This window comes from Sutcliffiella horikoshii, from assembly GCF_002157855.1.
In the GTDB taxonomy this organism is placed as follows: domain Bacteria; phylum Bacillota; class Bacilli; order Bacillales; family Bacillaceae_I; genus Sutcliffiella_A; species Sutcliffiella_A horikoshii_C.
This window is the reverse complement of the sequence record NZ_CP020880.1, coordinates 591,370-615,989: the sequence shown is the minus strand read 5'-3', so window position 1 is coordinate 615,989 and position 24,620 is coordinate 591,370. Positions and strand designations below refer to the sequence as shown.

30 protein-coding genes are annotated in these 24,620 nt (G+C 39.8%); 14 read left to right on the top strand and 16 right to left on the bottom strand.

Translation table 11 applies throughout. The annotated features are described in order from the left end of the window. Positions 1 to 201 precede the first annotated feature (201 nt). Positions 202 to 1,035 carry an undecaprenyl-diphosphate phosphatase gene (locus B4U37_RS03300; protein ID WP_088017062.1) on the top strand — a complete coding sequence of 278 codons (834 nt, stop codon included), beginning with the start codon at positions 202 to 204 and terminating at the stop codon, positions 1,033 to 1,035. A 377-nt stretch (positions 1,036 to 1,412) separates the two neighbouring features. Here B4U37_RS03300 and B4U37_RS03295 read toward each other — a convergent pair whose 3' ends face one another. From B4U37_RS03295 to B4U37_RS03280, 4 genes are all read right to left on the bottom strand, one after another. Beyond that, positions 1,413 to 2,810 carry an IS110 family RNA-guided transposase gene (locus B4U37_RS03295; RefSeq protein ID WP_088017061.1) on the bottom strand — a complete coding sequence of 466 codons (1,398 nt, stop codon included), beginning with the start codon at positions 2,808 to 2,810 and terminating at the stop codon, positions 1,413 to 1,415. 176 nt (positions 2,811 to 2,986) lie between these two features. Next, the gene (locus tag B4U37_RS03290; RefSeq protein WP_088017060.1) at positions 2,987 to 3,343 is read right to left on the bottom strand and encodes a YciI family protein; all 357 of its coding nucleotides are present in this window, start codon (positions 3,341 to 3,343) and stop codon (positions 2,987 to 2,989) included. A 15-nt stretch (positions 3,344 to 3,358) separates the two neighbouring features. Then, positions 3,359 to 3,937 (bottom strand): hypothetical protein, encoded by a 579-nt coding sequence (locus B4U37_RS03285; protein ID WP_245840045.1) that lies wholly within the window; start codon positions 3,935 to 3,937, stop codon positions 3,359 to 3,361. Positions 3,938 to 4,403: 466 nt separating this feature from the next. Further along, positions 4,404 to 4,649, bottom strand: a complete 246-nt coding sequence (locus B4U37_RS03280; protein ID WP_088017058.1) for a spore coat protein — start codon at positions 4,647 to 4,649, stop codon at positions 4,404 to 4,406. Between the two features lie 235 nt (positions 4,650 to 4,884). Between B4U37_RS03280 and B4U37_RS03275 the strand changes: the two genes are divergently transcribed. From B4U37_RS03275 to B4U37_RS03265, 3 genes are read left to right on the top strand one after another with little or no spacing between them, the layout of a single operon-like run. Then, entirely contained in the window at positions 4,885 to 5,790 is a 906-nt protein-coding gene (locus tag B4U37_RS03275; protein WP_157663697.1) for a S8 family serine peptidase, read from the top strand. Then, positions 5,787 to 6,359 (top strand): hypothetical protein, encoded by a 573-nt coding sequence (locus tag B4U37_RS21805; RefSeq protein ID WP_157663696.1) that lies wholly within the window; start codon positions 5,787 to 5,789, stop codon positions 6,357 to 6,359. Before B4U37_RS03275 ends, B4U37_RS21805 begins: the two co-directional genes overlap by 4 nt. A gap of 19 nt (positions 6,360 to 6,378) precedes the next feature. Then, a complete protein-coding gene (locus B4U37_RS03265) occupies positions 6,379 to 6,651 on the top strand; it encodes a DUF3986 family protein (protein ID WP_088017056.1) in 273 nt (90 codons plus the stop codon). A gap of 131 nt (positions 6,652 to 6,782) precedes the next feature. On the opposite strand, the gene B4U37_RS03260 is transcribed toward B4U37_RS03265, so the two are convergent. Both B4U37_RS03260 and B4U37_RS03255 read right to left on the bottom strand, forming a co-directional pair. Next, on the bottom strand, positions 6,783 to 7,319 hold the full coding sequence (locus B4U37_RS03260) for a hypothetical protein (RefSeq protein ID WP_088017055.1): 537 nt from the start codon (positions 7,317 to 7,319) through the stop codon (positions 6,783 to 6,785). Between the two features lie 315 nt (positions 7,320 to 7,634). Further along, complete coding sequence (locus tag B4U37_RS03255; protein ID WP_088017054.1) at positions 7,635 to 8,069, bottom strand: YybH family protein; 435 nt, start codon at positions 8,067 to 8,069, stop codon at positions 7,635 to 7,637. Between the two features lie 100 nt (positions 8,070 to 8,169). On the opposite strand from B4U37_RS03255, the gene B4U37_RS03250 reads away from it, so the two are divergent. Next, positions 8,170 to 9,096, top strand: coding sequence for an RNA polymerase sigma factor (locus B4U37_RS03250; protein ID WP_088017053.1), 927 nt, complete (start codon positions 8,170 to 8,172; stop codon positions 9,094 to 9,096). Positions 9,097 to 9,174: 78 nt separating this feature from the next. Here the strand turns inward: B4U37_RS03250 and B4U37_RS03245 are convergent, their stop codons facing one another. The 5 genes from B4U37_RS03245 to B4U37_RS03220 all read right to left on the bottom strand — a co-directional run bounded on the left by B4U37_RS03245 (position 9,175) and on the right by B4U37_RS03220 (position 13,191). Further along, a complete protein-coding gene (locus B4U37_RS03245) occupies positions 9,175 to 10,734 on the bottom strand; it encodes a YndJ family protein (RefSeq protein ID WP_088017052.1) in 1,560 nt (519 codons plus the stop codon). After that, the gene (locus B4U37_RS03240; RefSeq protein ID WP_088017051.1) at positions 10,703 to 11,314 is read right to left on the bottom strand and encodes a DUF4166 domain-containing protein; all 612 of its coding nucleotides are present in this window, start codon (positions 11,312 to 11,314) and stop codon (positions 10,703 to 10,705) included. Before B4U37_RS03240 ends, B4U37_RS03245 begins: the two co-directional genes overlap by 32 nt. Further along, entirely contained in the window at positions 11,311 to 12,228 is a 918-nt protein-coding gene (locus B4U37_RS03235; protein ID WP_088017050.1) for a DoxX-like family protein, read from the bottom strand. The genes B4U37_RS03240 and B4U37_RS03235 overlap by 4 nt, the downstream gene beginning before the upstream one ends. Before the next feature lie 138 nt (positions 12,229 to 12,366). Beyond that, a complete protein-coding gene (locus tag B4U37_RS03230) occupies positions 12,367 to 12,717 on the bottom strand; it encodes a DUF3221 domain-containing protein (RefSeq protein WP_088017049.1) in 351 nt (116 codons plus the stop codon). Between the two features lie 285 nt (positions 12,718 to 13,002). After that, positions 13,003 to 13,191, bottom strand: coding sequence for a hypothetical protein (locus tag B4U37_RS03220; protein WP_088017047.1), 189 nt, complete (start codon positions 13,189 to 13,191; stop codon positions 13,003 to 13,005). 213 nt (positions 13,192 to 13,404) lie between these two features. Here B4U37_RS03220 and B4U37_RS03215 point away from each other — a divergent pair, with 213 nt between their 5' ends. Then, positions 13,405 to 13,965 carry an AAA family ATPase gene (locus tag B4U37_RS03215; RefSeq protein WP_088017046.1) on the top strand — a complete coding sequence of 187 codons (561 nt, stop codon included), beginning with the start codon at positions 13,405 to 13,407 and terminating at the stop codon, positions 13,963 to 13,965. A 115-nt stretch (positions 13,966 to 14,080) separates the two neighbouring features. On the opposite strand, the gene B4U37_RS03210 is transcribed toward B4U37_RS03215, so the two are convergent. Beyond that, positions 14,081 to 14,539 carry a Z-ring associated ZapG family protein gene (locus tag B4U37_RS03210; protein WP_088017045.1) on the bottom strand — a complete coding sequence of 153 codons (459 nt, stop codon included), beginning with the start codon at positions 14,537 to 14,539 and terminating at the stop codon, positions 14,081 to 14,083. Positions 14,540 to 14,542: 3 nt separating this feature from the next. Continuing rightward, the gene (locus tag B4U37_RS03205; RefSeq protein ID WP_088017044.1) at positions 14,543 to 15,331 is read right to left on the bottom strand and encodes a hypothetical protein; all 789 of its coding nucleotides are present in this window, start codon (positions 15,329 to 15,331) and stop codon (positions 14,543 to 14,545) included. Positions 15,332 to 15,508: 177 nt separating this feature from the next. On the opposite strand from B4U37_RS03205, the gene B4U37_RS03200 reads away from it, so the two are divergent. Together B4U37_RS03200 and cypC are read left to right on the top strand one after the other, a co-directional pair. Further along, positions 15,509 to 16,063 (top strand): DUF3231 family protein, encoded by a 555-nt coding sequence (locus B4U37_RS03200; RefSeq protein WP_088017043.1) that lies wholly within the window; start codon positions 15,509 to 15,511, stop codon positions 16,061 to 16,063. A gap of 89 nt (positions 16,064 to 16,152) precedes the next feature. Next, on the top strand, positions 16,153 to 17,427 hold the full coding sequence (gene cypC, locus B4U37_RS03195) for a CYP152 family fatty-acid peroxygenase CypC (protein ID WP_198317074.1): 1,275 nt from the start codon (positions 16,153 to 16,155) through the stop codon (positions 17,425 to 17,427). Between the two features lie 35 nt (positions 17,428 to 17,462). On the opposite strand, the gene B4U37_RS03190 is transcribed toward cypC, so the two are convergent. Together B4U37_RS03190 and B4U37_RS03185 are read right to left on the bottom strand one after the other, a co-directional pair. Further along, complete coding sequence (locus tag B4U37_RS03190) at positions 17,463 to 18,185, bottom strand: class I SAM-dependent methyltransferase (RefSeq protein ID WP_088017042.1); 723 nt, start codon at positions 18,183 to 18,185, stop codon at positions 17,463 to 17,465. A gap of 22 nt (positions 18,186 to 18,207) precedes the next feature. After that, the gene (locus B4U37_RS03185) at positions 18,208 to 18,726 is read right to left on the bottom strand and encodes a hypothetical protein (protein WP_088017041.1); all 519 of its coding nucleotides are present in this window, start codon (positions 18,724 to 18,726) and stop codon (positions 18,208 to 18,210) included. A gap of 201 nt (positions 18,727 to 18,927) precedes the next feature. On the opposite strand from B4U37_RS03185, the gene B4U37_RS03180 reads away from it, so the two are divergent. From B4U37_RS03180 to B4U37_RS03170, 3 genes are read left to right on the top strand one after another with little or no spacing between them, the layout of a single operon-like run. Continuing rightward, entirely contained in the window at positions 18,928 to 19,398 is a 471-nt protein-coding gene (locus B4U37_RS03180) for a DUF7878 domain-containing protein (RefSeq protein ID WP_088017040.1), read from the top strand. A 10-nt stretch (positions 19,399 to 19,408) separates the two neighbouring features. After that, complete coding sequence (gene fosM, locus B4U37_RS03175; protein ID WP_088017039.1) at positions 19,409 to 19,831, top strand: FosM family fosfomycin resistance protein; 423 nt, start codon at positions 19,409 to 19,411, stop codon at positions 19,829 to 19,831. A gap of 18 nt (positions 19,832 to 19,849) precedes the next feature. Continuing rightward, the gene (locus tag B4U37_RS03170) at positions 19,850 to 20,374 is read left to right on the top strand and encodes a GNAT family N-acetyltransferase (RefSeq protein WP_088017038.1); all 525 of its coding nucleotides are present in this window, start codon (positions 19,850 to 19,852) and stop codon (positions 20,372 to 20,374) included. A gap of 372 nt (positions 20,375 to 20,746) precedes the next feature. Here B4U37_RS03170 and B4U37_RS03165 read toward each other — a convergent pair whose 3' ends face one another. Next, positions 20,747 to 22,144 (bottom strand): IS110 family RNA-guided transposase, encoded by a 1,398-nt coding sequence (locus B4U37_RS03165; RefSeq protein WP_088016984.1) that lies wholly within the window; start codon positions 22,142 to 22,144, stop codon positions 20,747 to 20,749. Between the two features lie 227 nt (positions 22,145 to 22,371). Here B4U37_RS03165 and B4U37_RS03160 point away from each other — a divergent pair, with 227 nt between their 5' ends. The 3 genes from B4U37_RS03160 (at position 22,372) to B4U37_RS03150 (ending at position 24,402) form a co-directional block, all read left to right on the top strand. Further along, entirely contained in the window at positions 22,372 to 22,896 is a 525-nt protein-coding gene (locus B4U37_RS03160; protein WP_088017037.1) for an RNA polymerase sigma factor, read from the top strand. Further along, complete coding sequence (locus tag B4U37_RS03155; protein ID WP_088017036.1) at positions 22,883 to 24,034, top strand: hypothetical protein; 1,152 nt, start codon at positions 22,883 to 22,885, stop codon at positions 24,032 to 24,034. Before B4U37_RS03160 ends, B4U37_RS03155 begins: the two co-directional genes overlap by 14 nt. 137 nt (positions 24,035 to 24,171) lie before the next feature. After that, positions 24,172 to 24,402, top strand: a complete 231-nt coding sequence (locus tag B4U37_RS03150; protein WP_088017035.1) for a hypothetical protein — start codon at positions 24,172 to 24,174, stop codon at positions 24,400 to 24,402. The last annotated feature ends 218 nt before the right edge of the window (positions 24,403 to 24,620 follow it).

The window sequence follows — 24,620 nt, the reverse complement described above, 5'->3', positions numbered from 1 at the left end:
TATCCCAGCTTTTCTTATTCTAAACCTCAGCTCTGTCAACCTCATCACTTCCCACTATTGCTTGCTTCATGATAATCCAGGCACGCCTCTTTACTTAATCCCCTCAACTCTGTCCATTATTGGTAATCTTTCGCATTTTCAAAACAATTAAATTGTAATATAGTAATTAAGTTATCGGTTAAATGTAAAGGAGCTTAGATCATGGATTTTTTAATCATTTTAAAGGCAGTCATTTTAGGAATTGTCGAGGGATTGACGGAGTTCGCGCCAGTTTCATCCACAGGGCATATGATCATTGTGGACGATATGCTTCTTCAATCTGAGGAATTTCTGGGTAAATATGTAGCCAACACATTTAAAATCGTCATACAACTGGGCTCGATCCTGGCAGTAATCGTGATTTTCAAGGACCGTTTTATTGAATTGCTTGGGTTGAAAAAGCTACGTGGAGAATCTGTCTCACAAGGTTCGAAGCAACTTAAACTTTCCCACGTTATTGTCGGTCTTATTCCCGCTGGTGTCTTGGGAGTGTTATTTGAGGATTATATTGATGAACACTTATTTTCCTTGGAGACTGTTTTGATTGGGCTGGTCATTGGGGCTGTTTTGATGATTATCGCAGACATATTCGGTCCAAAAGAACCGAAAATGCAGAGTGTTGATCAAATGACCTACAAGCAGGCCTTTTCCATCGGGTTGATTCAGTGCTTATCACTATGGCCTGGATTTTCTAGATCCGGTTCCACCATCTCAGGAGGAGTTCTGCTTGGCATGAGCCATCGTGCCGCCGCAGACTTCACATTCATTATGGCTGTGCCGATCATGGTTGGAGCAAGTGGATTATCCTTATTGAAAAATTGGCAGTATTTCTCTATCGAAGCTCTACCATTTTTCGCTGCCGGTTTTATCACATCCTTTATTTTCGCACTAATATCAATAAAATTCTTTTTACAATTAATCAATAAAATCAAGCTGATGCCATTTGCCATTTACCGCATTGTACTGGCATTGGTTATCTATCTCGTTTATTTTTGAGGCGAGGGTGAGTCGAGGGGACAGCGTATAATGGCAAATAAGTCAAACGGTTAATATCATTAAAAAAATCCAACTTTAAGTAAACCTGCTTAATTTCCATTTTTTTCAGGTTCAACTATCACAGAAATGTATAAAGGGCTTTTCTAGGGCGTGAAAGGATCCTGCTTTTTCATCCTACAGGGATACCGCCTAGCGAATATAAACTAAGAATTTCACGTATTATTCGTATTTATAGGACAAGATCCATAACGCTGTCCCGCGAGGTCTAATAGCCTCATGCACGAAATACAATGTAATCTAACGTCCTAGAAAAGCCCCATTTTATAGCTCCTTTAACTAGTCTTGCTAACCATTTTATTAATTCTTATCTAGCGCAATTACTGGATGGATAAAACATGAGCTTTAAAGAATTTCTCTACATTTGCTTTCCGTATTTTCTTGCTTATTTCATCAAAGAGAGTGTAATTCTCTGCCTTGGTTTGGTAAAGCGTTTGGTTGCGGATCATAGAGAATGCAAGTCTAACCATTCTATTGCCTAAGGCAATATAGGCTTGACGCGAATGCTTTCCTCTTTCTTTCAATGCTAGGTAGCGTTGATGCATCTCAGGGTTATTAACAGCTAGCGATTTTCCTACTTGATAGACAATATTCCTGAAAGGCCTCCTGCCTTGTCTAGAAACCCCATAATAAGCAGGTTGGTTTCCACCAGATTGTTTTACGATTGGATTCGTTCCAGCGAGCTTAATAAGTTGACCAGCTTGATCAAAATCAGAAATGTCTCCCATTTCTGCAGCCAGTTCCGCACCAGTTACTAACCCAATCCCTTGAACGGAAAGGATAACGGCTCCGTCCGTAGTAACAAATAACTCCTCTATTTTCACCTCTAACCTTTTGATTTGCTTCTCTAAGAACTCCAATCTATCTAACTTCTGGTTTAGTAAATAAATATCTGCTTCTACTTGTTCCTTTGGTAAAGTGATGGAATCCTTGGCAAATTCAATCAAGGTTTGAATTGTCTTATCACGAATTTTTAAATTTTCTCGTTGAGAAATCTCTCTCAACCCTTTTACGCCTAACTCTAAGATGTCAGAAGGATGGGGATGATGCCTCATCAAGTAAATAGAGCCTTTCCCAAATACTTTTGAGAAGGGTTTGGATAGATATCTTTTTCCTTTCATCCACACCGTTTTCCCCTGAAATTCACGGAAAATATGATCCATATGCATAAGAATTAAGTTCTTCGTTTTCGTACGCTCCGAGACTAATTCCCGTCTAGCTCTAGTCAACTTCCGAAGGTTATGAATATCACCGGATGGTAGCTCGTTAGAGGTACCCCTACCATGGATGACAGATTGTATGATGGCCATCAAATCTAAATTATCAGTCTTAGACCAGTTTAATAATGTTTCCCTTTCTTTTGCGGTAGTGGCCGCATTAACAGTTCGAACGTGATACCCTTCTAAATGGCATTTATAGACGAGATGTTCGTAATAGTGTCCTGTAGTCTCAATACCAATAACCACTTTCGTCAAATTGTGACTACTCTTTGTACTCTCTATTAGCGATTTAAGCTTATGAAATCCTGACATAGAGGAATCTATATCAAATGGTTTTACCAATATATCCCCGTAGAACGAAGTTATAATAACTTTAGGTGTATATTTGGCTGCATCGATCGCCACTAACAATAAGTTTTCAGGTCCAGTCTCTCTCACCAGTTGCGCCCATCGACTTCCAATCTTTCCTTGAATATGATTAAATGTTGAATATACCACTGTTTTCATCTCCTTTGGTCGGGAATGTAATTTGGAAGTTCTGTGATAGGTCCTTCTATTTTACAATGAAAACGGTGGTTTTTTTATTGTTGTATGACTATTTACTATACTAGGCACGGTGACCCATTTTTTCACAAGTCACCGCTCCTTTCCCTCCACCATACTCATACTCCACCTTAAAACTCAAACACTTGCCGCAATTCAATCTGCCCTTCCCCATATCCTTGCGGGTCCGGCATCCTCATCGCCCACTTTACGGCTTCTTCCTTCGACTCTACATCAATCAAAATGAATCCCGCAACCAGGGTGTCCGGTTCAGCAAATGGACCTTCTGTCACCACCCGCTCTCCTCCTGGCTCCGGAAAAGAAATACGCATTCCATTTGAACTTGGGTGCAGTCCCTTCGCCATCACGCGTACTCCTGCCGCTACTAATTCTTCATTGTAATTGGACATGGCTTCATTGAGTTCTGGGTTCGGGCGGTTTCCTGTTTCCGAATTTGTTGAGGCTTTGACGATTAGCATGAATAACATGAAGAGTTCCTCCTTTTATTGTTCACCTGTTTTATGCCACTTAAATTCCTCGTGATGAAATACATTTGTTTCCCTTGGGTATCCATAGTAATATAACTCGTTTCCGTCTTCATCATAGGCAGTAGGATACAGAAATTCTATTTGCTCACTGAATGGAAAGAAGAAAGAAATCCGTTCCCCCTTCTTTATTTCTTTTCTCTCAATATTAGGCTCTACACCAGCCTCTATGTAGGCAACTTCCTCATCGTTCGATACAACGCTTATAAAACTACCAGCATCGTTTTCGTAGTTAAAGCTAGCCCCGCCAACTGTTTGAATTTCATCTGTACTATATGGAATGTACATAGATGCCCTACTGCTAAAAAACACCCCAGACTTTTGGGTCAAAACTGTTCGAAATTCCTGTTCAACATCACTTTTAAACAAAAATACACCCGTAGATCCTATTTCGTACTGATCCATCAACTCCGCATCTTTCGTAAGAAATGCATGACTCTTAGCAGCACTTAATGCTGTAAATCTATATCCGCTAAGGAAGGCCAGCAATAGGATTACGAGAAGTAAAGGTATAAAAACTTTCAATATTTTCATCATCAAATCCTCCTTGTTGCTACAATTTTATGTAGGTATGATACTGTTGTTTGTTGGTCAGTCATTACAATGTCCGAAGTTTTCGCAAAGTTGACCGAAGATTTTGCATTCTTCACCAAAGTTTCCGAGAAGTTGACCTAAGATTTCCTAATTTTGACCGAACCAAATTTTCAATTGACCGAACACCTGTTAAAAGTTGTCCAAACCCTTAAGTACTTTGACCGAACCTCTCGTTATTTCAACATATTTTGACCTAAGATATAAGTAAAGTGTCCGAACCTAAATTCCACCAACAAAAACAGTGGTTTTTTCATTAAAAACAAGGCATTTTCTCAACATTCATCAACAAGAAGGATCAACAAGCCGTGGGGACACGCACCCCGCCCCACTTTCAAAAGTAAAACACATAAAAACCACTCCTCTGACTTTGTATACGTCGTGAGGGAGTGGAATGTTTCATTCTAATAGATTAATAATATGGATACGGCGGATACGGGTAAGGCGGGTATGGATAGTACGGATACGGTCGCGGTGTTAATAGCGCTCCGGCTGCCAAACCTGTTACAAATGGAAGACCGAAACCAACACCACCGAAGCCAAAGCCAGGACGGCCGAACCCTAGACCCGGACGAACTCCAAAGCCAGAACCGAATCCACCTAAACCAAAGCCAGGGCGACCAACGATTCTTCTTTGATCATTATAATTAAAGTTCACTAGACTACACTCCCTCAAGTTATTCCATACATCCTATTCAAGGGACAGGAGTCTATAAACTTGTACCCAGAAAGATGTGCGAATGCCTAGCTAGCAGGGGTGGTGTAGGGAACAATCCCTAAGTACCATTATTTAAGGAGTATTTAAGGTTTAGTTAAGCTTCCATTAACGTTTCTTCTATACAATAAATAAGGTTCGGTAAAAATGGTGTATGGGGGCAGATGAGGGAAAAGCGATGAAATTAATTAAATTAGTATCAAGCCTTATGTGTGTGCTAATTATTTTTAGTCTGTATTTTATGTACGAAAAAAAATCAACGGAAGCGTTCTATCAGAAGAATTGGGGATATCAACTTCTACAAATTGAGACCCTCCATCATAAGTATGGCTTAACAGGAAAAAAAGTAAAAATAGCTTTAATAGATACCGGAGTATCCCCATCCTTACATATCAATGTTGTAAAAGGCATCAATGTCCTAGATGACTCCACTAACTTTCAAGATGATCATGGTCATGGTACACATTTAGCAGGTGTTTTAGGGTCCAAACAATTGGGAATTGCCCCTGATTCAGAGCTCTATATTGTAAAAGCTTTGGATGGCAATCTTCAGGGGGATATCTCCAACATTGTCAAATCGATAGAATGGTCCATCTCGCAAAAGGTTGATATTATTCTGATGCCTTTTGGCACGTTTTATGACTCTGCTGATTTAAAGAAAGCCATTGATTTAGCTATCTCCCATAAAATTATCGTTGTTTCATCGGTTGGCAATTATGGGTTGCAGGAGAATGCTGACATTACCTATCCTGCTAAGTACGACAATGTCATTGCGGTAGGTGCGCTGAATAATGAAGGGGACATTTGGAAGGGGACAACCATGGGGGAGGAATTGGATTTCTTACTACCAGGTCAACACATTAACAGCTACTCCTTGTCAGGCGATTTTCTCTTAAGTAGCGGGACCTCCATTTCCTCTGCCTATATGGCTGGAGTGCTTGCTCTCTACCTTGAAAGGAATAAAAAGGAAGAATTTGATTTTGATAGTTTATTAGAGGAACTAAAAAATCAAAGTCAACAAATGGAAGGGGTTCATATCGTTGATCCTGTTCAATTATTATATGAAGGAGACAAAAGAGAATGAAAAAAAGTATACTTTTATTATTATCGATTGTGCTGATCTTTTCTACGATTAGTCCATCTATTTCATCAGCCATCGAAAAAGAAGAAGGTGCAGTTTCTCAAAAAATACTTGAGGAAGTTAGTGCGACTACTGATGTTGATGTCTCTGATGTAAATTTACAAACCTTTGAAGAGGATTTTGATTTTTTATTACAGGATCCGGTTTTCCGTCAATTTGAAGAACATTTGTTATTGTCAGGGCAAGATGTAGACAATTTAGAAACATCTGTCCAAGGACAATGGGTCCCAATTGCAGCAGCGGCCATTCGGTTATTAACCTCTAAAGTTGGCAGGGAAGGGATGACAAAGGGCTGGGCTTTAGCAAGGCCGTATGTGGATAAGGCTATCAAAGCTCCAAACACCTACATCCTAGAAGGTGCTGGTGGAGGCGGAAGAATTATACAAGTCCGCTTAAGAAAAACTGGAGCCGTCGTTTTCAGATTAGACTATTTTCCTATCAAAACGGGCGGTCCGAATGTATTGCACTACCACATTCAACCTAACTTAAAGAATCATTATAAAGTATTCTAAATAAAGGAGTGAGGCAAACATGCTTTTTGATAACAACTACCACCTGCATGCAGGCTACTACAAGGACGGCCACGATCTGGAAGCCATCCTTTTGAAAGTGAAATACCAAAACGTTTGGTGCATGTTTTTTGAAAACGATTTTTACCAACTGAACCTCCCACGAGGTCCCTACCCAACCCTACAAAACTTCGGCCTAATGGTAGGAATCTACTTCCTAAAAACAGAAGACCTAACCGAACAAAAGGCAGCCGAACTACTCGAAGAATTTTTAAAAGAACATAAATTGATTTAATAAGTGGCAAAAAGAAACCTTCCTTCTTTGAATTATTGATTTCTTGGTCGATTCATTTATTTCAAATTTAGGAGGGTTCCATTTTTTTCTGTTAGATTTTCAATAACCTGGGAAAAGCACGCCGACCCATTTTATTTTACTAACCTTCTCCATCTCCAAACCGATGCACTAACCATCACCAAAGATATGACCATAATAATTACTAAAAAGACAAAATCACCGTCCACGAAATAATCAAATCCATACCATTGCGGCAATAGTAACATTGCAAGCGGCATGGCCCAAGCAAAATCAACGGTAGTTTCCACAGAGATAATGTAAGCCGTTAATCCAGCGATTGCTAAAGTTAGGGCCCAAAAAATTGCGTATACCTTCACCACACCCTTGCTTTCCACTTGAAAAGCGAGTACAAAACAGATGATCCAGACAGCTAAGTGAACACAGGTTACAAGGAGGTTAGTTAATGTTGCCGGTTCACCTACAAAAGAATTCAGGAAGTTTAAGGATACGCCAAAGGTTATATTAAGTACGGGCAGAACTAAACATGCAAGGATTTTGTAGTTCATTGATTCCTCGCCGGCGCCGTTTTTCATAAAGGCGTAGCTGGCAACTAACATGAACATGAAAACACCAAGTATGAGACATATAGCAATTGTTAGCATTGTCATAAATATCCCCCTTTTCCTTTTGTGTAATTTTACACTATTAATGTATAATTTACCATTTGTTTTTTTAGAGGTAAGGAGTCTTTACAACGTTTTTTTATCCTGATATACCTTGCGAAAATGGTTGAAAAATCACGAACGAATTTTACCCCTTATACAACAATACGGAATTCCCCTTTAAACAAACGATTGTTTAAATATCGTTATTTCAAGAAACTTTCAAAAGAACATAAAAATACCCAGAGATCTAATCTCTGAGCAATAATTTTATTTTAGATGAATGGGTCAAGCATACTACTAACTACTTTTCCCTCCAGCTTATTCAAACATCCCTTTTCCAGTCTCCATATCGATTGGCAAAGAGGAATGTTCATGGGTTATCATCCAAGATTCATTCACTTTCTTCAACCCAAATGTAAAACGGTTGGTGATTTGACGAAGTTTCTCTTCCGATTTCCCACTATATGCAGCGAATGTCACCGCACAATGAACAAATGCAAGATTCGAATTTTCCTCAATGGTTACATCATTAAATTCCACTTTCAGTATTTCGCCTTCTTCCCTCATACCATTAAACCAGTTCACTACGTTTTCTCTCCAAGAAGCAATACCCTTACTCTCCCACTTTCCCCAGCAGTCATAAATATGTACGTCAGCATCATAGACAGACAGGAATCTCTCCACATCTTTTTCATAGATAGCCAGTTTGTAAGTTTCCAGAACACCCTCTACACTACCAACACCCAATTCCATAAAGTCAGCTCCTTTATAATTTTAATAAATTTAAAATTATCCGTATAATTATTATAAATGGAAACGTCTTTATAGTGTAGCACTTTAGGAGGGAACTAATATGGAACAGGCAAGTACCATAAGCAAGGGATTGGTGGAAGAAGCGCGGAAATTAAGAAATGAATTTGAAGATATAGTTTCTGTCTATTCAACAGATTTGTGGAATTATTGTAAGTATGTCACAGGTTCTCCTTGGGATGGCGAAGACCTTTTCCAAGAGACGATGATTAAAGCTTTTGGGTTACTACCCCAGAGATGGAGTGATATTACGGATAAGAAATATTATCTTTTTAGAGTGGCAACAAATACGTGGCTTGATCAGTGCAGGAAGCAAAAACGGGAAGTAGGAACGTTAGAAGAAACAGCTGAAGCTAATCTTGATTTCTCTGATCATCTAAGACTAGAAGAAATTCTAACATCGTTGGAATCGAATTTGACCCCAAAACAAACAGCTGCATTCCTGCTATTGGACATTTTTCAATTTAGTGCAGAAGAAATAGCCGGGATTGTCCATAGCACTCCTGGCGGTATCTATTCAGCTGTGCAACGGGCGAGAAGAAAAATAGCATCTTTGGATTTTTCACAATCCAAGACGCAACGGGATACAAAAGTCCAAAACCCAACCATTCAAGCATACTTACAAGCTTTTAATAATGGAGATTTGGATAGTATGCTGAGACTATTCAGTGATCAAGCACAAAACGAAGCGTTCTTCGGCTTCCAGGAATTTTCTAAATCCGAAATGCTGAAAGGCTCTCTTAAATTCGGGTTACCCGGCCATACCGCTCAAGAATTCATTCTATGGAATAAACCCGTCATTATCGTGCTAGCCAATGGCGAAATCCATGACATACAAATTCAAGAAATCGAAAACGGAAAAATAGTAAGCCACCAAAGCTACTTCTTCCGAAAAGAACTCATCTTGGCCGCCGCAGAAGAGCTTGGACTAAAAGCGCAACTGGATAAGCCACCTGTAAACTGGAATTGATTTGGGGAGGGGTGGGTTGAGGGGACAGGCACGCCGACCCATTCCCCCCCTCCCACTTCCATTCCAATTTCCCCTTGTTCACAGTTCTTTCTCACCAATCCTATAATCCACCCTCAAAAAAGGCACCCCAAATATCTTCATTTTATGCTCAGCAGTGAGCACCCCTCTACTTTGTTCACTAATAACAAAGTACTCCGATAGTGGTAGCTTAAAAATAGTGCTGCCCACCGCTAAATAAATGCCTGAATCCTGATCACCATCACTCGAGAGAACCAACTTACCATTCACAACATCAAGCTGCAAAATGCCTATCATACTAGAAAAAGGAAGAGGAAGCGCTATATTCATATAGGTTCTCCCTTCTGTCTTGTGCTGTGAATAGATGGCCACAAATACCGTGTTGTTTTTCACCTTGCGAATCCAGGCACGTGGACTTTTCCTACCATCAAGCACTGGATCTACCGCACGTATCGTATACGTCATTTCAGTAGGTTTACTGGAGATTGGCAGATTTAATTGTTGCAATTGCGTGCTCACCCATTTGTAACACCAAGCCAATGGTTTAAACCAAGTCGACCATTTTACAGATGCAACTAGTTGGTACCGTTCTGTTTGCTCATAAAATTGAACGATGGTTTCAGGTAAAACTTTTACATCTACAAAATCAGCCATATTGTCTACTAACCCCGGACGCGGCTCACCTGTTCCTTTTACCTTTCCACGAATTCGGCTCACAGGAAAATCCCACACCTTTTGCTTAGATAGAGGCGACGCCATCACCCAGCCAAGAACCCCTAACAACCCGAAGACCACACAATTAAAAAAGCCATGGAAAAGCAGCATAAAATCAATGCTAACAAACCAGCTTCCAAACGCGCTATTGGCCGCATAAAACAAGGAAAAGATGATCGTGATGCCCAGCGCACTATAAGAAATCCTTATTAACATTGCCTGCAGCTTGGACGCAAATCGGGTTCGAAAAGTCAGAAAGATTAAGCTATAGATGGCAAAAATGTACACGAGTACCGAAATAAATTCCAATAGCGGCCAAAAGGTAATCCCAATGGCAACAAGCATCGGACCGGCTAAAACACCGCAGACAATGAAGGGATACCATTTTGAATTGTGTAACCGCCCAAAGAATCCTAACGATACCGGAAATAAAAAGGCGGAGTAGTGAAAATGAATGGCTGTTAACCAGGTAATGAGCGGACTAAAACCTGTGTCGATTCCCGCAATGTACGCGAAGAACCAAAGTCCGCCAACAAATAAGTACATCAACCCAATATCAATCGAAATCTCCGCCCAATTGGTAAAGCCACGTTTGAAAAAACGTTTCGCCCCATATAACGCCACAAAAAAAGTGAAAATCAAATAGATAAAAGCTAATGCCACTTGTCCTGCGCCCGACGTAACCACTTGTAACAAAAAGACAGAAAGCATAGCAATCCAAGTGATAACAATATGTTTCTTTTTAACTTCCACTAGCAACTGAAGCATGAGAGGAACGAAAATCAACTGGGCAGCTGTCAACATTAACAGGTAGGGCTCAGCTATGAACAGGCTGCTTGCTAGGAAAAAGAACATGCCTGCAAGAGTAATGGAGTTAAATAGACGCCGAGTTAAATTCGCCTTCATAAGCCATTACCCTCCCGACGATTCGATTTCTGATATCCACTTGAATCGTGAACACTTCGCGGGTATCATCGTACCCTTCCTCCACAGTTACTACTCCTTCAAGTATCTGAGGAATGGGGACTTCTCGTTTACCTAATAGAAACCGTTGAGATCCAGAGCTTATTTGCATTCGGCCTTCCGGTGTCACCCTCACCGATAAATCCGAATAGAATAAGCTTGGCTCTCCTAAGTAATCCTTGACCACCCTCCGCATCGGGTCAATCGTCATGAATGCGTTGAAGTTCCGGGTAATTTTTTTAAAATGAAAGGTTCGCTCCCAATATATTTCCGTCTCACCGGACGGCAGGGAGCGACAGGTATTCTTGATTGTAAATGGCACATCTTTTCCGCTCTCGGGAAAAAGAAATTGCCAACGTGTGGATAGTGTTAAAAAAGGCTTAAGCCATAATGCGCCGCTTTCTATCTTTTTCATCGTACCGACCGCATAAAAGGGCTTGCCCATTGGAAGCGCATAACGCTCTTGAAGTTTTGGATGAAGTCGATGAAAATCCTCTCCTAATAATTCTTGATAGATGGTCATTGGGAATCGCCCTTTCTTGTGCGCTTACAACTTGTTGCTGTTGGCAGGTCCTTTGCTAGTAAAAAGCCGATTATGGAAAGCACCCAGAGACTTAAATTAAACGTAACAGGATTAAATGGGTGCGTCGCAATCGAAGGACTGGCAACCAAGGCACTTGCCGTTAAGATAGGAAAAACGAATATCTGCAATACGTGTAGATGCCTTTTTTTACGATACAGAATCCACAGTCCCGCAAATAAGATTTCGAGTAAGCCTATTATTCCCACAGCCTTTACCGCAGCAGCTCCTTCTATGGAACTTAAACTAGAAAACAAGGACACTTCCTCGGGATGTTTCGCGATCAACTTTGGACCTAACCCTTGATAAAACCATACAAAGAAAAAGAGGACCGAAATTAATGCGGTACTAAAGAAACGCACATACTGTGTTCGCGGCGCTTCCCCCTTTTCTACCCAACGCTTCAACACATCAAAACTTAGAGCCGTGGCCCAACCCATGACAGGTCGGAAAAATAAATCTAAAAACCGCCCAAATACTCCATAACGAATCTCATAGTCATATTGGGTTAAGAAAGTAATTCCGTTCTCCTTGGGTATGTATCGCCAATAACCTTTCCCTTCGCTAATAGGAGAAATCTTTTGATCTGTACCAAAATGAAGAGAAGAAGTTTTCGACCCATCCTTCTTATCATGCGAACCAATACTTTTACCCCAACCAGCAACCTTCAGTCCACACCCTATATTCGTTTCATATAAAAAAGACTGCGGAGAATCCTCTGACTCCTTCGGTAAATAGGTAATAGAAGAAAAACGCAAATCCCACTGCTCATGAAGCCTAGGATCCTGCGTCTTCTCCCACACCTCATCTATACCAGCCTCAATCGGAATTTCTACATAAATCGGCTCTCTTTTCATTGATGTCACCTCTACTATTAAAATAACATAACTTTCCATAGTTTTTGTAAGAATAATAGGGTTTTAAATCAACAGCTTCCTTTAAAATAAAAGTAGCGCATACCCTTGTAACAGGTCGGCGCCACTGAATACTGTCATTCATTCTTCTTTCAATTCTACCTTTTTCGCATGACCTTGGGCGGGATAGGAGTGATCCAATCCACCGTCAATCCAGATTTTTACTTCATCTCCCGCTTTTACATCAGCCAATTTATCATAGCTTAAATAGATTAGCGAAATTCTTTCTTTATCTAGTTCTTGAATGGTTTTATTACTAATCTCAGCATACTCACTACTAGTTACATCTTCTGCAACTAACATTCTTCCATCTTTAACCTCAAGTATTACAGCGTCGATGATCAAGCTGGATTCCCATGATTTTTCTTCTGTTTGCGCACAACCAACCATGAGTATAAAAAAACTTATAAATAAAACATTCGTAAGCTTCATCGCAGATTCTTACGATTTTCATAAATAAGAGCCTCGAGCATCCGTAATCGCTTTTCTAATGCTGATATAAAAACTCCAATAAACAAAAAAATTATTCCACTTATAATAAAAGCATAGGTTCGGACAGTACGTTCTACGTAGGTATAATCCATCCCTCCCGAATACTCTCCCCCAACTACCCAAGATTGCGTCCACCCATATATAAGGAAAACCAAACCCAACAAAATAGCACTAACCTTGAACCATTTGAAATTGTCCATCTAACTTCACATCTCCTCAATATGTTTAGCTACTAAAATATTGAATACCTTGAAAAACAGCAAACAAAATTACACTTTGAACAAACGTTATGATGATATCTTTTTTCCAAGTATTATTTTTAGGATATTTACTTGGAAACCGACTAAAAGCAAGTAGTATCGCCCACCAAATCAAAAATCCGTAAATTAATGCACCAAAGTTTCCAAATAGCACTCTGACTCCCCCTCCGCCATTCCTCTTATCATTAATTTAACAGATTATCCCAAACAATAAAGTTATTTTCAGAAATAAATCATTTTTCTGACTACACATATTGAGTTCATGTTAAAATTATCCTAATTATTTTGCAGGGCTGAGGGGCACGTTGACCCACTTAAATTGTGGGTCACGGTGTCTGTCCTTTTAGACCACCAAGGAGAGATCTCTATGAAATTTGTACACATATTTGGCCCACAAGCAGTTGGAAAGATGACAGTTGGCCAAGAATTAGCGAAAATAACAGATTTGAAGCTTTTCCATAACCATATGACGATTGATTTGGTTGGGAATTTTTTTGATTACAGCACGAAGGAAGCCAAGCGGTTAGTGAATTTGTTCCGCCAGGAGATATTTGAAGAGGTTTCTAAAAGTGACCTGTATGGCATGATCTTCACGTATGTGTGGATGTTTGATATGGAGTCAGATTGGGAGTATGTGAGGAACCTCACTCAACTGTTTGAATCCAGAGGGGCGACGGTTTACTACGTGGAATTAGAAGCAGATCTAGGCGAGCGGTTGGAGCGAAACAAAACGCCAAACCGCCTGGAACACAAGCCGAAAAAACGAGATTTGGAGTGGTCTGAAAATGATTTGATGCAAACATTAGAGAAACATCGATTGAATTCAATGGATGGGGAGATTACTTTCCCTAACTATATCAAGATCAATAATACTGACATGAGTGCAAAGGAAGTGGCTCAGGTCATCAAGGATCAGTTTGGTTTTTGAGGAGAGGGCATTCTCTACCATCCAACATTGGGGCAAGGGGAGGGAATTTCAAGAGCACTTTCCCCACCTATCCTCTTTTTCCAATCACCTTATTAAATAGAAGCAGAATGTTCGTTCACTTTATTTTCGCCACTCCGAATGCAAAGTGGTCAAACAAAATGTTTTCAATAAGTTCTCCCTGAGCCTCTTCACAATCAACAATCATAATCAATTCCGAGTGGGCGCCTTTTAACAACCGTTGTTTCTTTTTTAAGATCTTTTCCGTAAAGAGACGTATGGCAAAACCTAAAACAAACCCGACAGATGCACCTATTAAACCCCAATATATTGGCCCCCATGCCAATTTAAAACCTATACTGGCACCAATTACTGCAAAAGCGGTCCCAAGTGCTGCTCCGACATCAATAAGAGAAGTTCCATCGGAATGATGAATGGTATCAAATAGTTTATGTTCCTCTTTTCTGTTATCGAGAGGGACGATAAATATATTTTCTCTTTCTATACCTTTCTTCTCAAGAGTGGAAACGGCCATTTCAATATGAATGGAATGTTTGAATGTAGAATATATTTGCATGGTCTAGTCCACCTTTTGCCCTTTTAATACCCGAAAGGATGAAGATTGGTACGTTTTCTTAAAAAAGCCACGTTGTTCTTTATCATATAATTTATTATTTTCAACCGTGTTAATATATGAATCAAAAATCGCAAAACCATAAAGTGATGGAAAGAAAAGGAGCCACTCTGGATCAATAACCGACGTAGCCTTTTCGATTTCCCCTAAGAACAATAGAGATACAGCTTCCAGGCCGTCAGAGAAATAAAAAAAGACAATCACCCAAACGATAACGAAAAATGCGGTCACAATTCTATGTAAGTAAAGTTGCCCTAATCCTGGAATAAAAAGAGACCAAAGGACTGCCATAACAGGGCTTCTTTTATCTAAATAATTTATTTCAAGTGCACCTATACTATAGGAATTAAATTTATGCTCTTCCCGCTCTGCCAACACAAAGACTCTATTCATATCAACCGTTGTACGATAGCTATCCCAGATTGCAAATATATAGACTGGAATATAAATTAATAACCATTGTGTATCTAGAATATCTTTAGCTTTATCGATGTCTCCTTGAAAAGAATAGATCATGGCTAAATTAACATGTGATTTGATATTGATTAACACTTCCCAGATAAACAGCACAAATCCCCGAAGATATTTGGACAAAAGCAGATGTCCGAATCCAGGAAAAGCAGCACTCCACCAAGCCATGATATAAGGATTTCTAAGATGTAGTTGAGTTGTTCCCAGTATACTGACATGCGCTCTATACCTTCTTGCTGTGTTGTCATTACTAAAATTCTCCATGTTGTTCTCCTTTGAAAAAGCCTATTATCCGTATGTTCCCTCATCCTTCTTCTTTTATGTAGCACTGAGAAAGAACCAACCTTTAGAGTTACTTGAAACTGTTAAATGAAGAGTAGAGAGGAATATTTACTAGTCTTACGGTAAAAATATACAAAATTAGATTTTGGAGGTTTCATCATGACTAGTGCAATAGAAACTATAGCAGCCATCTTAAAAAATTTCACAGATGAAGAGCCTAAACTACCTTTACATGTTGGGGAAGTAATGGATCTTTGGACGGCCTTTACAGCGTTTAAGGAATCGCATACTCTTTATCAGGTTGCACTCAACAGCACCATTGATAGAGACTTGAAAGCCATTTTGGAAGATGCTTTGGACGGCAGCCTGTCTGATACAAAACGGATAGAAGATTTCCTCGTCAAAGAAGGCGTCCCATTACCCCTTGTTAATCCCAATAAGCCTGTATCCGAACCAAGCGCTGTTCCCGAGGGGGTAAAATTGACCGAAGATGAGATTGCAAATCTTATTGCAGCTAAAGTTGCCACTTCCATTACCTTTTGTGCCCAAGCAATGTCCAAAACGGTTCGAACCGATGTTGGCCTTTTGTTCTTTTCCATACAGGTTCATCTAATGAAGTTTGCCGCACCACTGAAGAATTTAATGAAGTCCAGGGGATGGTTAAGGGTTCCCCCGAAATACAGTCCACCTGGTGCTCCACATCCACCTAGTTGACTCCTTATTAATCCCCCTCCATGTCTTACGTTTAGGTTGGAAGAAAGAAGTAAATATACAAAGTATATATACATTAAGGAGGGATTTGTTTGAAAAGTAATCATTCCATGCCTAAGGAAGAAGGACTGGATCACAGTCTGAAATTATTGTCAGAAGGATACCAGTTCATTATGAACCGCCGTCATATGTTTCACTCTAATATCTTTGAAACAACTCTTCTAGCAGAAAAAGCAATTTGCCTGACTGGTAAAGAAGCTGCAGAAATTTTCTATGATAATGAAAAGTTTAAACGAAAAGGTGCAGCTCCTAAACGTTTGCAAAAGACGCTCTTCGGTGAAGGTGGCGTGCAGGCGATGGACGGTGAAGCGCACCACCACCGAAAAGCAATGTTTATGTCCCTTATGACGAAAAAGAGTTTAAAGGAGATTACCGTACTTACAAGAAAAGCATGGAAAAATGCCGCCCTAACATGGGAGCGCGAGGACGAAATTGTTTTATACATAGAAGCAAAGAAAATTCTCACACAGGTTGCATGTGAGTGGACGGGCGTCCCTCTCTCGGAAGATAAAGTGGAAAAGTTCGCTGTTCAACTGGGAGATATGTATGAATCCGCTGCTGCAATCGGGTTAAAGCATTGGAAAGGACGCAGATCCCGCTCCAGTGTAGAGAGCTGGTTAGAAGACCTGGTGGAAGAAGTTAGGGAAGAGAAATTAGAGGTACCAATAGACAAAGCCCTCTATCAATTCTCTATGCATCGCGACCTCAACGGCGAACTTCTTGATAAAGAGATTGTTGCAGTGGAATTATTGAATCTCCTGCGTCCGATTGTGGCCATCTCTGTTTATGTTTGCTTTTCCGCGCTGGCTGTCCATCAGTATCCAGAGGAAGCTGCAAAATTGCACAAAGGAGAAACCGCAAGTCTCCAACGATTTGTGCAGGAAGTCCGTCGCTTCTATCCATTCTTCCCCTTTACCGCCGCAAGAGTAAAAGAAGACTTTACTTGGAATAGCTATAAGTTTGAAAAAGACACCCTTACCCTCTTAGACTTATACGGAACAAACCATCATCCGGAAGATTGGGAAAATCCAGACCGCTTTGAGCCCGATCGCTTTAAAACATGGGATAAAAGTCCATTTGATTTTATTCCACAAGGTGGCGGGGAATACGATATCGGTCACCGCTGCGCCGGCGAATGGCTGACTGTTGACATTATGAATGTCAGCCTGGACTTCCTAGTGAATGATTTAGAATATGACATACCAGAACAAGATTTGAGCTTCAGTATGTCTCAAATTCCAAGCTTGCCAGAGAGCAAGATGGTGATGCGGGTTAAGGGGACAGGCACTGCAACCCATTCCCACTAAACAGACGACCTTTATCACAAAAGTGCCCAGAGATCCTATTCTCTGGGCACTTTTTTAGACATTGCTTTCACAATAAGGAAATGCGGGCTTGTCATCAGATAGTGATATGCCTCCTCCTTAACTTCCCTCATCTTTTCGTGGGGCTTAGGTTCCATTAGCTTATCTAGCATGAAAAATCGAGTAGTTTCATTGACGATATCCTCCATTGGCCTCCTGTAAAAGCTGACCTCTATGGTAATGGCTGGCTTTTGCCAAGTTTCTGTTAGTAGTTTGGTTTTAAAGTAATCTTCACAATGGAATCTCGTATAGTCCATGAATGGGTGATGCACTGAAAACAAAAATGTTCCACCCGGTTTTAACACGCGGTTGAATTCGCGGATAGTGGATGTCCAATCCTTTAAATAGTGAAGTGTAAGAGAGCTAACTAGTACATCAAAGGAATCGTCCTCAAACGGCAGTGGTTCTTGGAGATCGTGACAAAGAAATGTCGCATCGTCCCCCACTCTCCCTTTTGCTGCTTTTATCATGTCCGGACTAAGGTCGATTCCTGTAACCTCGGCACCACGTTGCACCAATTGAGCACTGTACCAACCAGCCGAGCAACCGGCGTCCAACACTTTTTTTCCTTTTAAGTTAGACGGCAAAGCAGCCATCATAGCCGGCCGTTCGTAGTAAGCGTTATAAGGGCTTCCTTCATCTGTATCATTTTGATAGGTTTGCGCTAGCATGTTGTAGGTTTCTTTAGTGGGGTAGGTCATGTTTATCGCCTCCAATTTCCTTTTACTCTGCATGATATGTATCATAATACTCCCTGAAAGCTTCTTTAAGAATGCTGATATTTGAATCACTAGAGACAATATCAAGTACATCCGAGCTTGTATACAAAAGATACGATTCATTATAAAAGCAGATATGCAACTGTCTTTGATGACCTTTCATTAGCCCTATCATGTAACGATATAAACTTTCCCCGTTTAAGTTCGTGATTGTCGTATACACACAGGTGCATTCTAAATCGTCACTCCAAATTTTGTTTTCTTTCCAGTTGGTGATGACGAACTTTCTCCCTAAATGGAGCTTTTCTTTTTGCTTGAACGCTTCAGACTCATAGGCGGAAAGAAAGGTACAATCCACTGCAATTTGTTTTTCAAGCTTCAAGCTTTCGAAAATTCTCTTAAGCATTCCTGGGTTCTCTTCCAGCACCGTCCACCCAAAACGTATCCTTTGACTATCATCTACTTGAAAGTAAGGCGGAGCTGGATTGGTTATATCTATATCTTTGTAAGTTTTTAGTTGCATTCTTTTCACCGTTCTTTAATATTTTAGTATTATCTTACCAATATCTCGTGACTTTTGTGAAACTAAATTGCCTAAGGAACGTAGAAGCTAGTAAAACAATCTAGTAAATCATGAGAACAGGCACCCCACCCTTGTGTGGTATAGTCGAAAGTAATCAAAGACTATGGAAGAATGACTAGCAACTACTATACAGGAGGAAAAATGAGCAATCTTCAGTTTACCTATGAAATCATAAATGAACCCACTGCTATTTCAAACAGAGATTCTAAGAATGTAGCTACCATCCTCTCTATTGATGCAACACTCACTGTTAAAATTATAGATGAAGTTTATTTTAAGGCAGACATTGCTATTCTGGAATTCTATAAGGCTCTATTAAAATGGAAACAAGAAGTGACCACTTCCCACATTCCAGCGTTTCATTACTATTCCATCGAGCATGACGATTACGAGGACGGTGCAATTCTTTCCATGCTACCTTTTGCAGACAAGGCAAGGATTACAACCGTTTGGGCGGAAGTCGACATTTATAATGTCTTCGATCAATCCTATGCCGTTTCCGAGCTAATGGAGCTAGAGGCTAGACTTAAAAGGGATCTAGAGAACTATTTCCAGATAGATTTGGAGAAGTTCGTGCGACACATTCCTTATGTTAAGGATACTATTTTATAGAGGTGACACTATGAAAATAAAAGGACTTAATCATTTTTTATTTTCCGTTTCTGATTTAGAAGATTCTATTAAATTTTATAAAGATGTATTTGATGCTAATTTGTTGGTAAAAGGCAGAAACACTGCATACTTTGATTTAAATGGAATGTGGCTAGCTCTCAATGTAGAGGAAGATATACCTCGTAACGAAATACACCAATCCTATACACACATTGCATTTTCCATTGAAGAAGAGGAGCTTGATGAAATCTACGAGAAACTAATGAGATTGAATGTGAACATTTTATCAGGTCGTCCAAGAGATGAACGCGATAAGAAGTCCATTTATTTTACAGACCCTGATGGTCATAAATTTGAGTTTCATACAGGTACACTACAGGATAGATTGGATTACTACGCAAAAGAGAAAACACATATGGAGTTTTTCGATTAGAATTACGGAGGAAAGCAAATGGATAATAAGGCTATTAAAATCAGAAAAGCAATTTTATCAGATTCAAAAGGGATAGCTAAAGTACACGTCGAAAGTTGGAAAACAACATATGCCCATATTGTGCCAGAAGAATACTTGAACAATTTAACTTATGAAAGTCGGGAACAAATATGGATTAACAGCATTCCTAATGGCGGTGTATATGTAGCTGAAAATAATGAAGGTGAGATAGTTGGTTTTTCTTCCGGCGGGAAAGAACGAAGTGGTAAATATGATGGCTATGATGGGGAATTATACGCCATCTATATTTTAAAGGAGTATCAGGGTCAAGGTATTGGAAAAGCACTTGTTCAACCAATCATAGAAGAACTCAAAGGATTGGGATTGAACTCCCTGCTTGTTCTTGTCTTGAAAGATAATGCTTCGTGTTTGTTTTATGAAGCACTAGGTGGTAAAAAGATAGATGAACTTGAAGTGCAGATTGCGGGGAAGAAACTTACGGAAGTTGTATATGGTTGGGAAAATGTTAAGGACGTATTTTAGGATGGAGCCGAGGGGACAGCGTATAATGGCAAATAAGTCAAACGGTTAATATCATTAAAAAAATCCAACTTTAAGTAAACCTGCTTAATTTCCATTTTTTTCAGGTTCAACTATCACAGAAATGTATAAAGGGCTTTTCTAGGGCGTGAAAGGATCCTGCTTTTTCATCCTACAGGGATACCGCCTAGCGAATATAAACTAAGAATTTCACGTATTATTCGTATTTATAGGACAAGATCCATAACGCTGTCCCGCGAGGTCTAATAGCCTCATGCACGAAATACAATGTAATCTAACGTCCTAGAAAAGCCCCATTTTATAGCTCCTTTAACTAGTCTTGCTAACCATTTTATTAATTCTTATCTAGCGCAATTACTGGATGGATAAAACATGAGCTTTAAAGAATTTCTCTACATTTGCTTTCCGTATTTTCTTGCTTATTTCATCAAAGAGAGTGTAATTCTCTGCCTTGGTTTGGTAAAGCGTTTGGTTGCGGATCATAGAGAATGCAAGTCTAACCATTCTATTGCCTAAGGCAATATAGGCTTGACGCGAATGCTTTCCTCTTTCTTTCAATGCTAGGTAGCGTTGATGCATCTCAGGGTTATTAACAGCTAGCGATTTTCCTACTTGATAGACAATATTCCTGAAAGGCCTCCTGCCTTGTCTAGAAACCCCATAATAAGCAGGTTGGTTTCCACCAGATTGTTTTACGATTGGATTCGTTCCAGCGAGCTTAATAAGTTGACCAGCTTGATCAAAATCAGAAATGTCTCCCATTTCTGCAGCCAGTTCCGCACCAGTTACTAACCCAATCCCTTGAACGGAAAGGATAACGGCTCCGTCCGTAGTAACAAATAACTCCTCTATTTTCATCTCTAACCTTTTGATTTGCTTCTCTAAGAACTCCAATCTATCTAACTTCTGGTTTAGTAAATAAATATCTGCTTCTACTTGTTCCTTTGGTAAAGTGATGGAATCCTTGGCAAATTCAATCAAGGTTTGAATTGTCTTATCACGAATTTTTAAATTTTCTCGTTGAGAAATCTCTCTCAACCCTTTTACGCCTAACTCTAAGATGTCAGAAGGATGGGGATGATGCCTCATCAAGTAAATAGAGCCTTTCCCAAATACTTTTGAGAAGGGTTTGGATAGATATCTTTTTCCTTTCATCCACACCGTTTTCCCCTGAAATTCACGGAAAATATGATCCATATGCATAAGAATTAAGTTCTTCGTTTTCGTACGCTCCGAGACTAATTCCCGTCTAGCTCTAGTCAACTTCCGAAGGTTATGAATATCACCGGATGGTAGCTCGTTAGAGGTACCCCTACCATGGATGACAGATTGTATGATGGCCATCAAATCTAAATTATCAGTCTTAGACCAGTTTAATAATGTTTCCCTTTCTTTTGCGGTAGTGGCCGCATTAACAGTTCGAACGTGATACCCTTCTAAATGGCATTTATAGACGAGATGTTCGTAATAGTGTCCTGTAGTCTCAATACCAATAACCACTTTCGTCAAATTGTGACTACTCTTTGTACTCTCTATTAGCGATTTAAGCTTATGAAATCCTGACATAGAGGAATCTATATCAAATGGTTTTACCAATATATCCCCGTAGAACGAAGTTATAATAACTTTAGGTGTATATTTGGCTGCATCGATCGCCACTAACAATAAGTTTTCAGGTCCAGTCTCTCTCACCAGTTGCGCCCATCGACTTCCAATCTTTCCTTGAATATGATTAAATGTTGAATATACCACTGTTTTCATCTCCTTTGGTCGGGAATGTAATTTGGAAGTTCTGTGATAGGTCCTTCTATTTTACAATGAAAACGGTGGTTTTTTTATTGTTGTATGACTATTTACTATACTAGGCACGCCGACCCATTTTTTTGAGGGGTCACGGTGCCTGTCCCCTCGATTCTTTTTTGTAACTTTTCCTCCCCCAGTTCGTTGTAATAGTAAAGAGATATGTAAGGGGTGGGGCAATGGATCATCTTGGGAGGAAGCAGCGGATTAATGATTGGTATGAGATTTATAGTAATGATGTGTTTAATTATGCTTTTTTTATGATCGGGGACCGGGAGCAGGCGTTGGATATTGTGCAGGATACTTTTATTCGGGCTTATCACCATTTTGAAAGTTTTCAAGGCGGACGAGAGAAAAGCTGGTTGTTTCGGATTGCCCGCAATTTGACGATTGACTATATACGAAAAAATAGAACAATAGCAAACTATTTGAGCTTTCTCCCCTTTGGGAGGCATGATGAAATGTCAGCAGAGGACATCGCCATATTAAATGAGTCCGAAAAGCAGCTCTATCTAGCTATCAGTAAAATCAAACCTTCCTTTAGGGATGTCATTATTTTACGAAAAATTAAGGAGTTTTCGATTGGGGAGACTGCTGAAATTCTGGGGTGTTCGGAGGCAAAGGTCAAAGTGGATTTATTCAGAGCCCTGAAGGTCCTGCGAAAAGAATTGGAGAAGGAGGGATTCCGATATGAAGCAATCTAATGACTTCCAATCCTTAAACCAAAAAATTACGATGAGTGACAAGGAAAGCGAAAGAGTTCAAGAGCAGATGAATTTTAGAATGAATGGTTCGCCTGAGGTCAGAAAAACCTCCACACCTCGGAAGTACTATGTTGCATTAGCTTCTGCGGCGATGATATTTATGCTTATATTGATACCGGCGATTATTAATAATCCTGAGAAATCCAGTGATAGTGTATTGCCTGCAGATGAAATTCCTCGTGAAAGATTAGAGGAAATGCTCATTCATTACAATAATTATGAAATACTTCATATAGAAGAAGTAGAGTCAGGTGTGGTTGTTTTTTTTACTTACGATAATAAAAAAGAAATAAATATTGAAATGGTAAGTGCCATGTTCGTTAAGCAAACGAAGTACGGTTGGGAGGACCCTGCAGAGGGTGGAGAACATGCGATAATTGACCAGACCTATATAAGTCATGAATTTATATCTCCTATTAATGAAGATTCTCCCTTTCCCCTAGTTTTCGGAAAAATCATTAGCTCAGATATTTCAGAAGTGCTTTTGAGAAAGGTTGATACTAAACAAGATATTAAGACCGAGAAAATTGTTTCAAAGAGCGGAGAGAGATATTGGTTTACTTTCGCAGATATAAAACCAGACGAAATGTTTGAAATACACGGATTAACGAGAGATGGTCAAATAATCTATTCTATCGATACGCTTTTTGCATTTGGAAACTCTCCTGTTTTAGAAGAAGTAAATCCTGAAGCAGCAAATTTTGAATTAACTGCCGAGGAACTCGATGTTTATCAACAGTTGAAAACGGGCTTCAACCAGCAACTACTATTAGACCTCTCCCCTATCAGCATTGCGAAGTTATTTGTGCAAGCTACAAACGACAAAGAATGGGAGTTACAATACGAGCTTTACACAGATCACGAGGACGTAAGACGAATTGATAAAGAGGAATATTTTAGAGAAATGGTCTTTCCTGATAAAGATGTCCTCTTTGGCATACAAGACGGTACCTTTCATGACGACGGAGATGGATATGGCCATATCAGCTACACCAATATTTATGGTCAAAAATGGGGTTTTCAGATGGTGCAGGAAAATGACGGTAGCTGGGCTGTCGCGTTTGTACCACTTCAGTGACTAGAAGGGGTGGGGAGAGTCTTGGGGACAGGCAATGGGCGGCGACCCACGACTAATAGCCAATCCACACGCAATATATCAGTATGCTTCACTATTCTTTAAGTGATATATTTTACCAAAAAAGTGAGGTGAAACTAGTGAATTTATTACTCTGGATAACGATCGGTTTTATCGTAATCGGATTTGTTGTTCTCGCTTCTTTGAAAAAAGGGATGGAAAGTAAGCTCGCTTTTATTAAAGCGAATGAGGAAAGCGAGGAAAGTCCAACAAAAGCTAAATCTATAATTTGGTGGATATATAGCGCCACAGCGTGGGGAATAGTTAGTATGGGGCTTATTGTTTGGAGCTTTCATAATTATTTTGGGTAACTGTTTGCTGGATGAGGACTTCTCTCCTCCCGTTTCTTACGTTACTGATGTCTTCATCAGGGCGATGAGGACTTCTCTCCTCCCATTCCTACGTGACTGACGTCTTCATAAGGACAATGAAGACATCTCTTCTCTCTTTCCTAAGCAACTGATGTCTTCATAAAGGCGATGAAGACATCTTTTCTTCCATTCTGAACTAACTGAGGTCTTCATTCTAA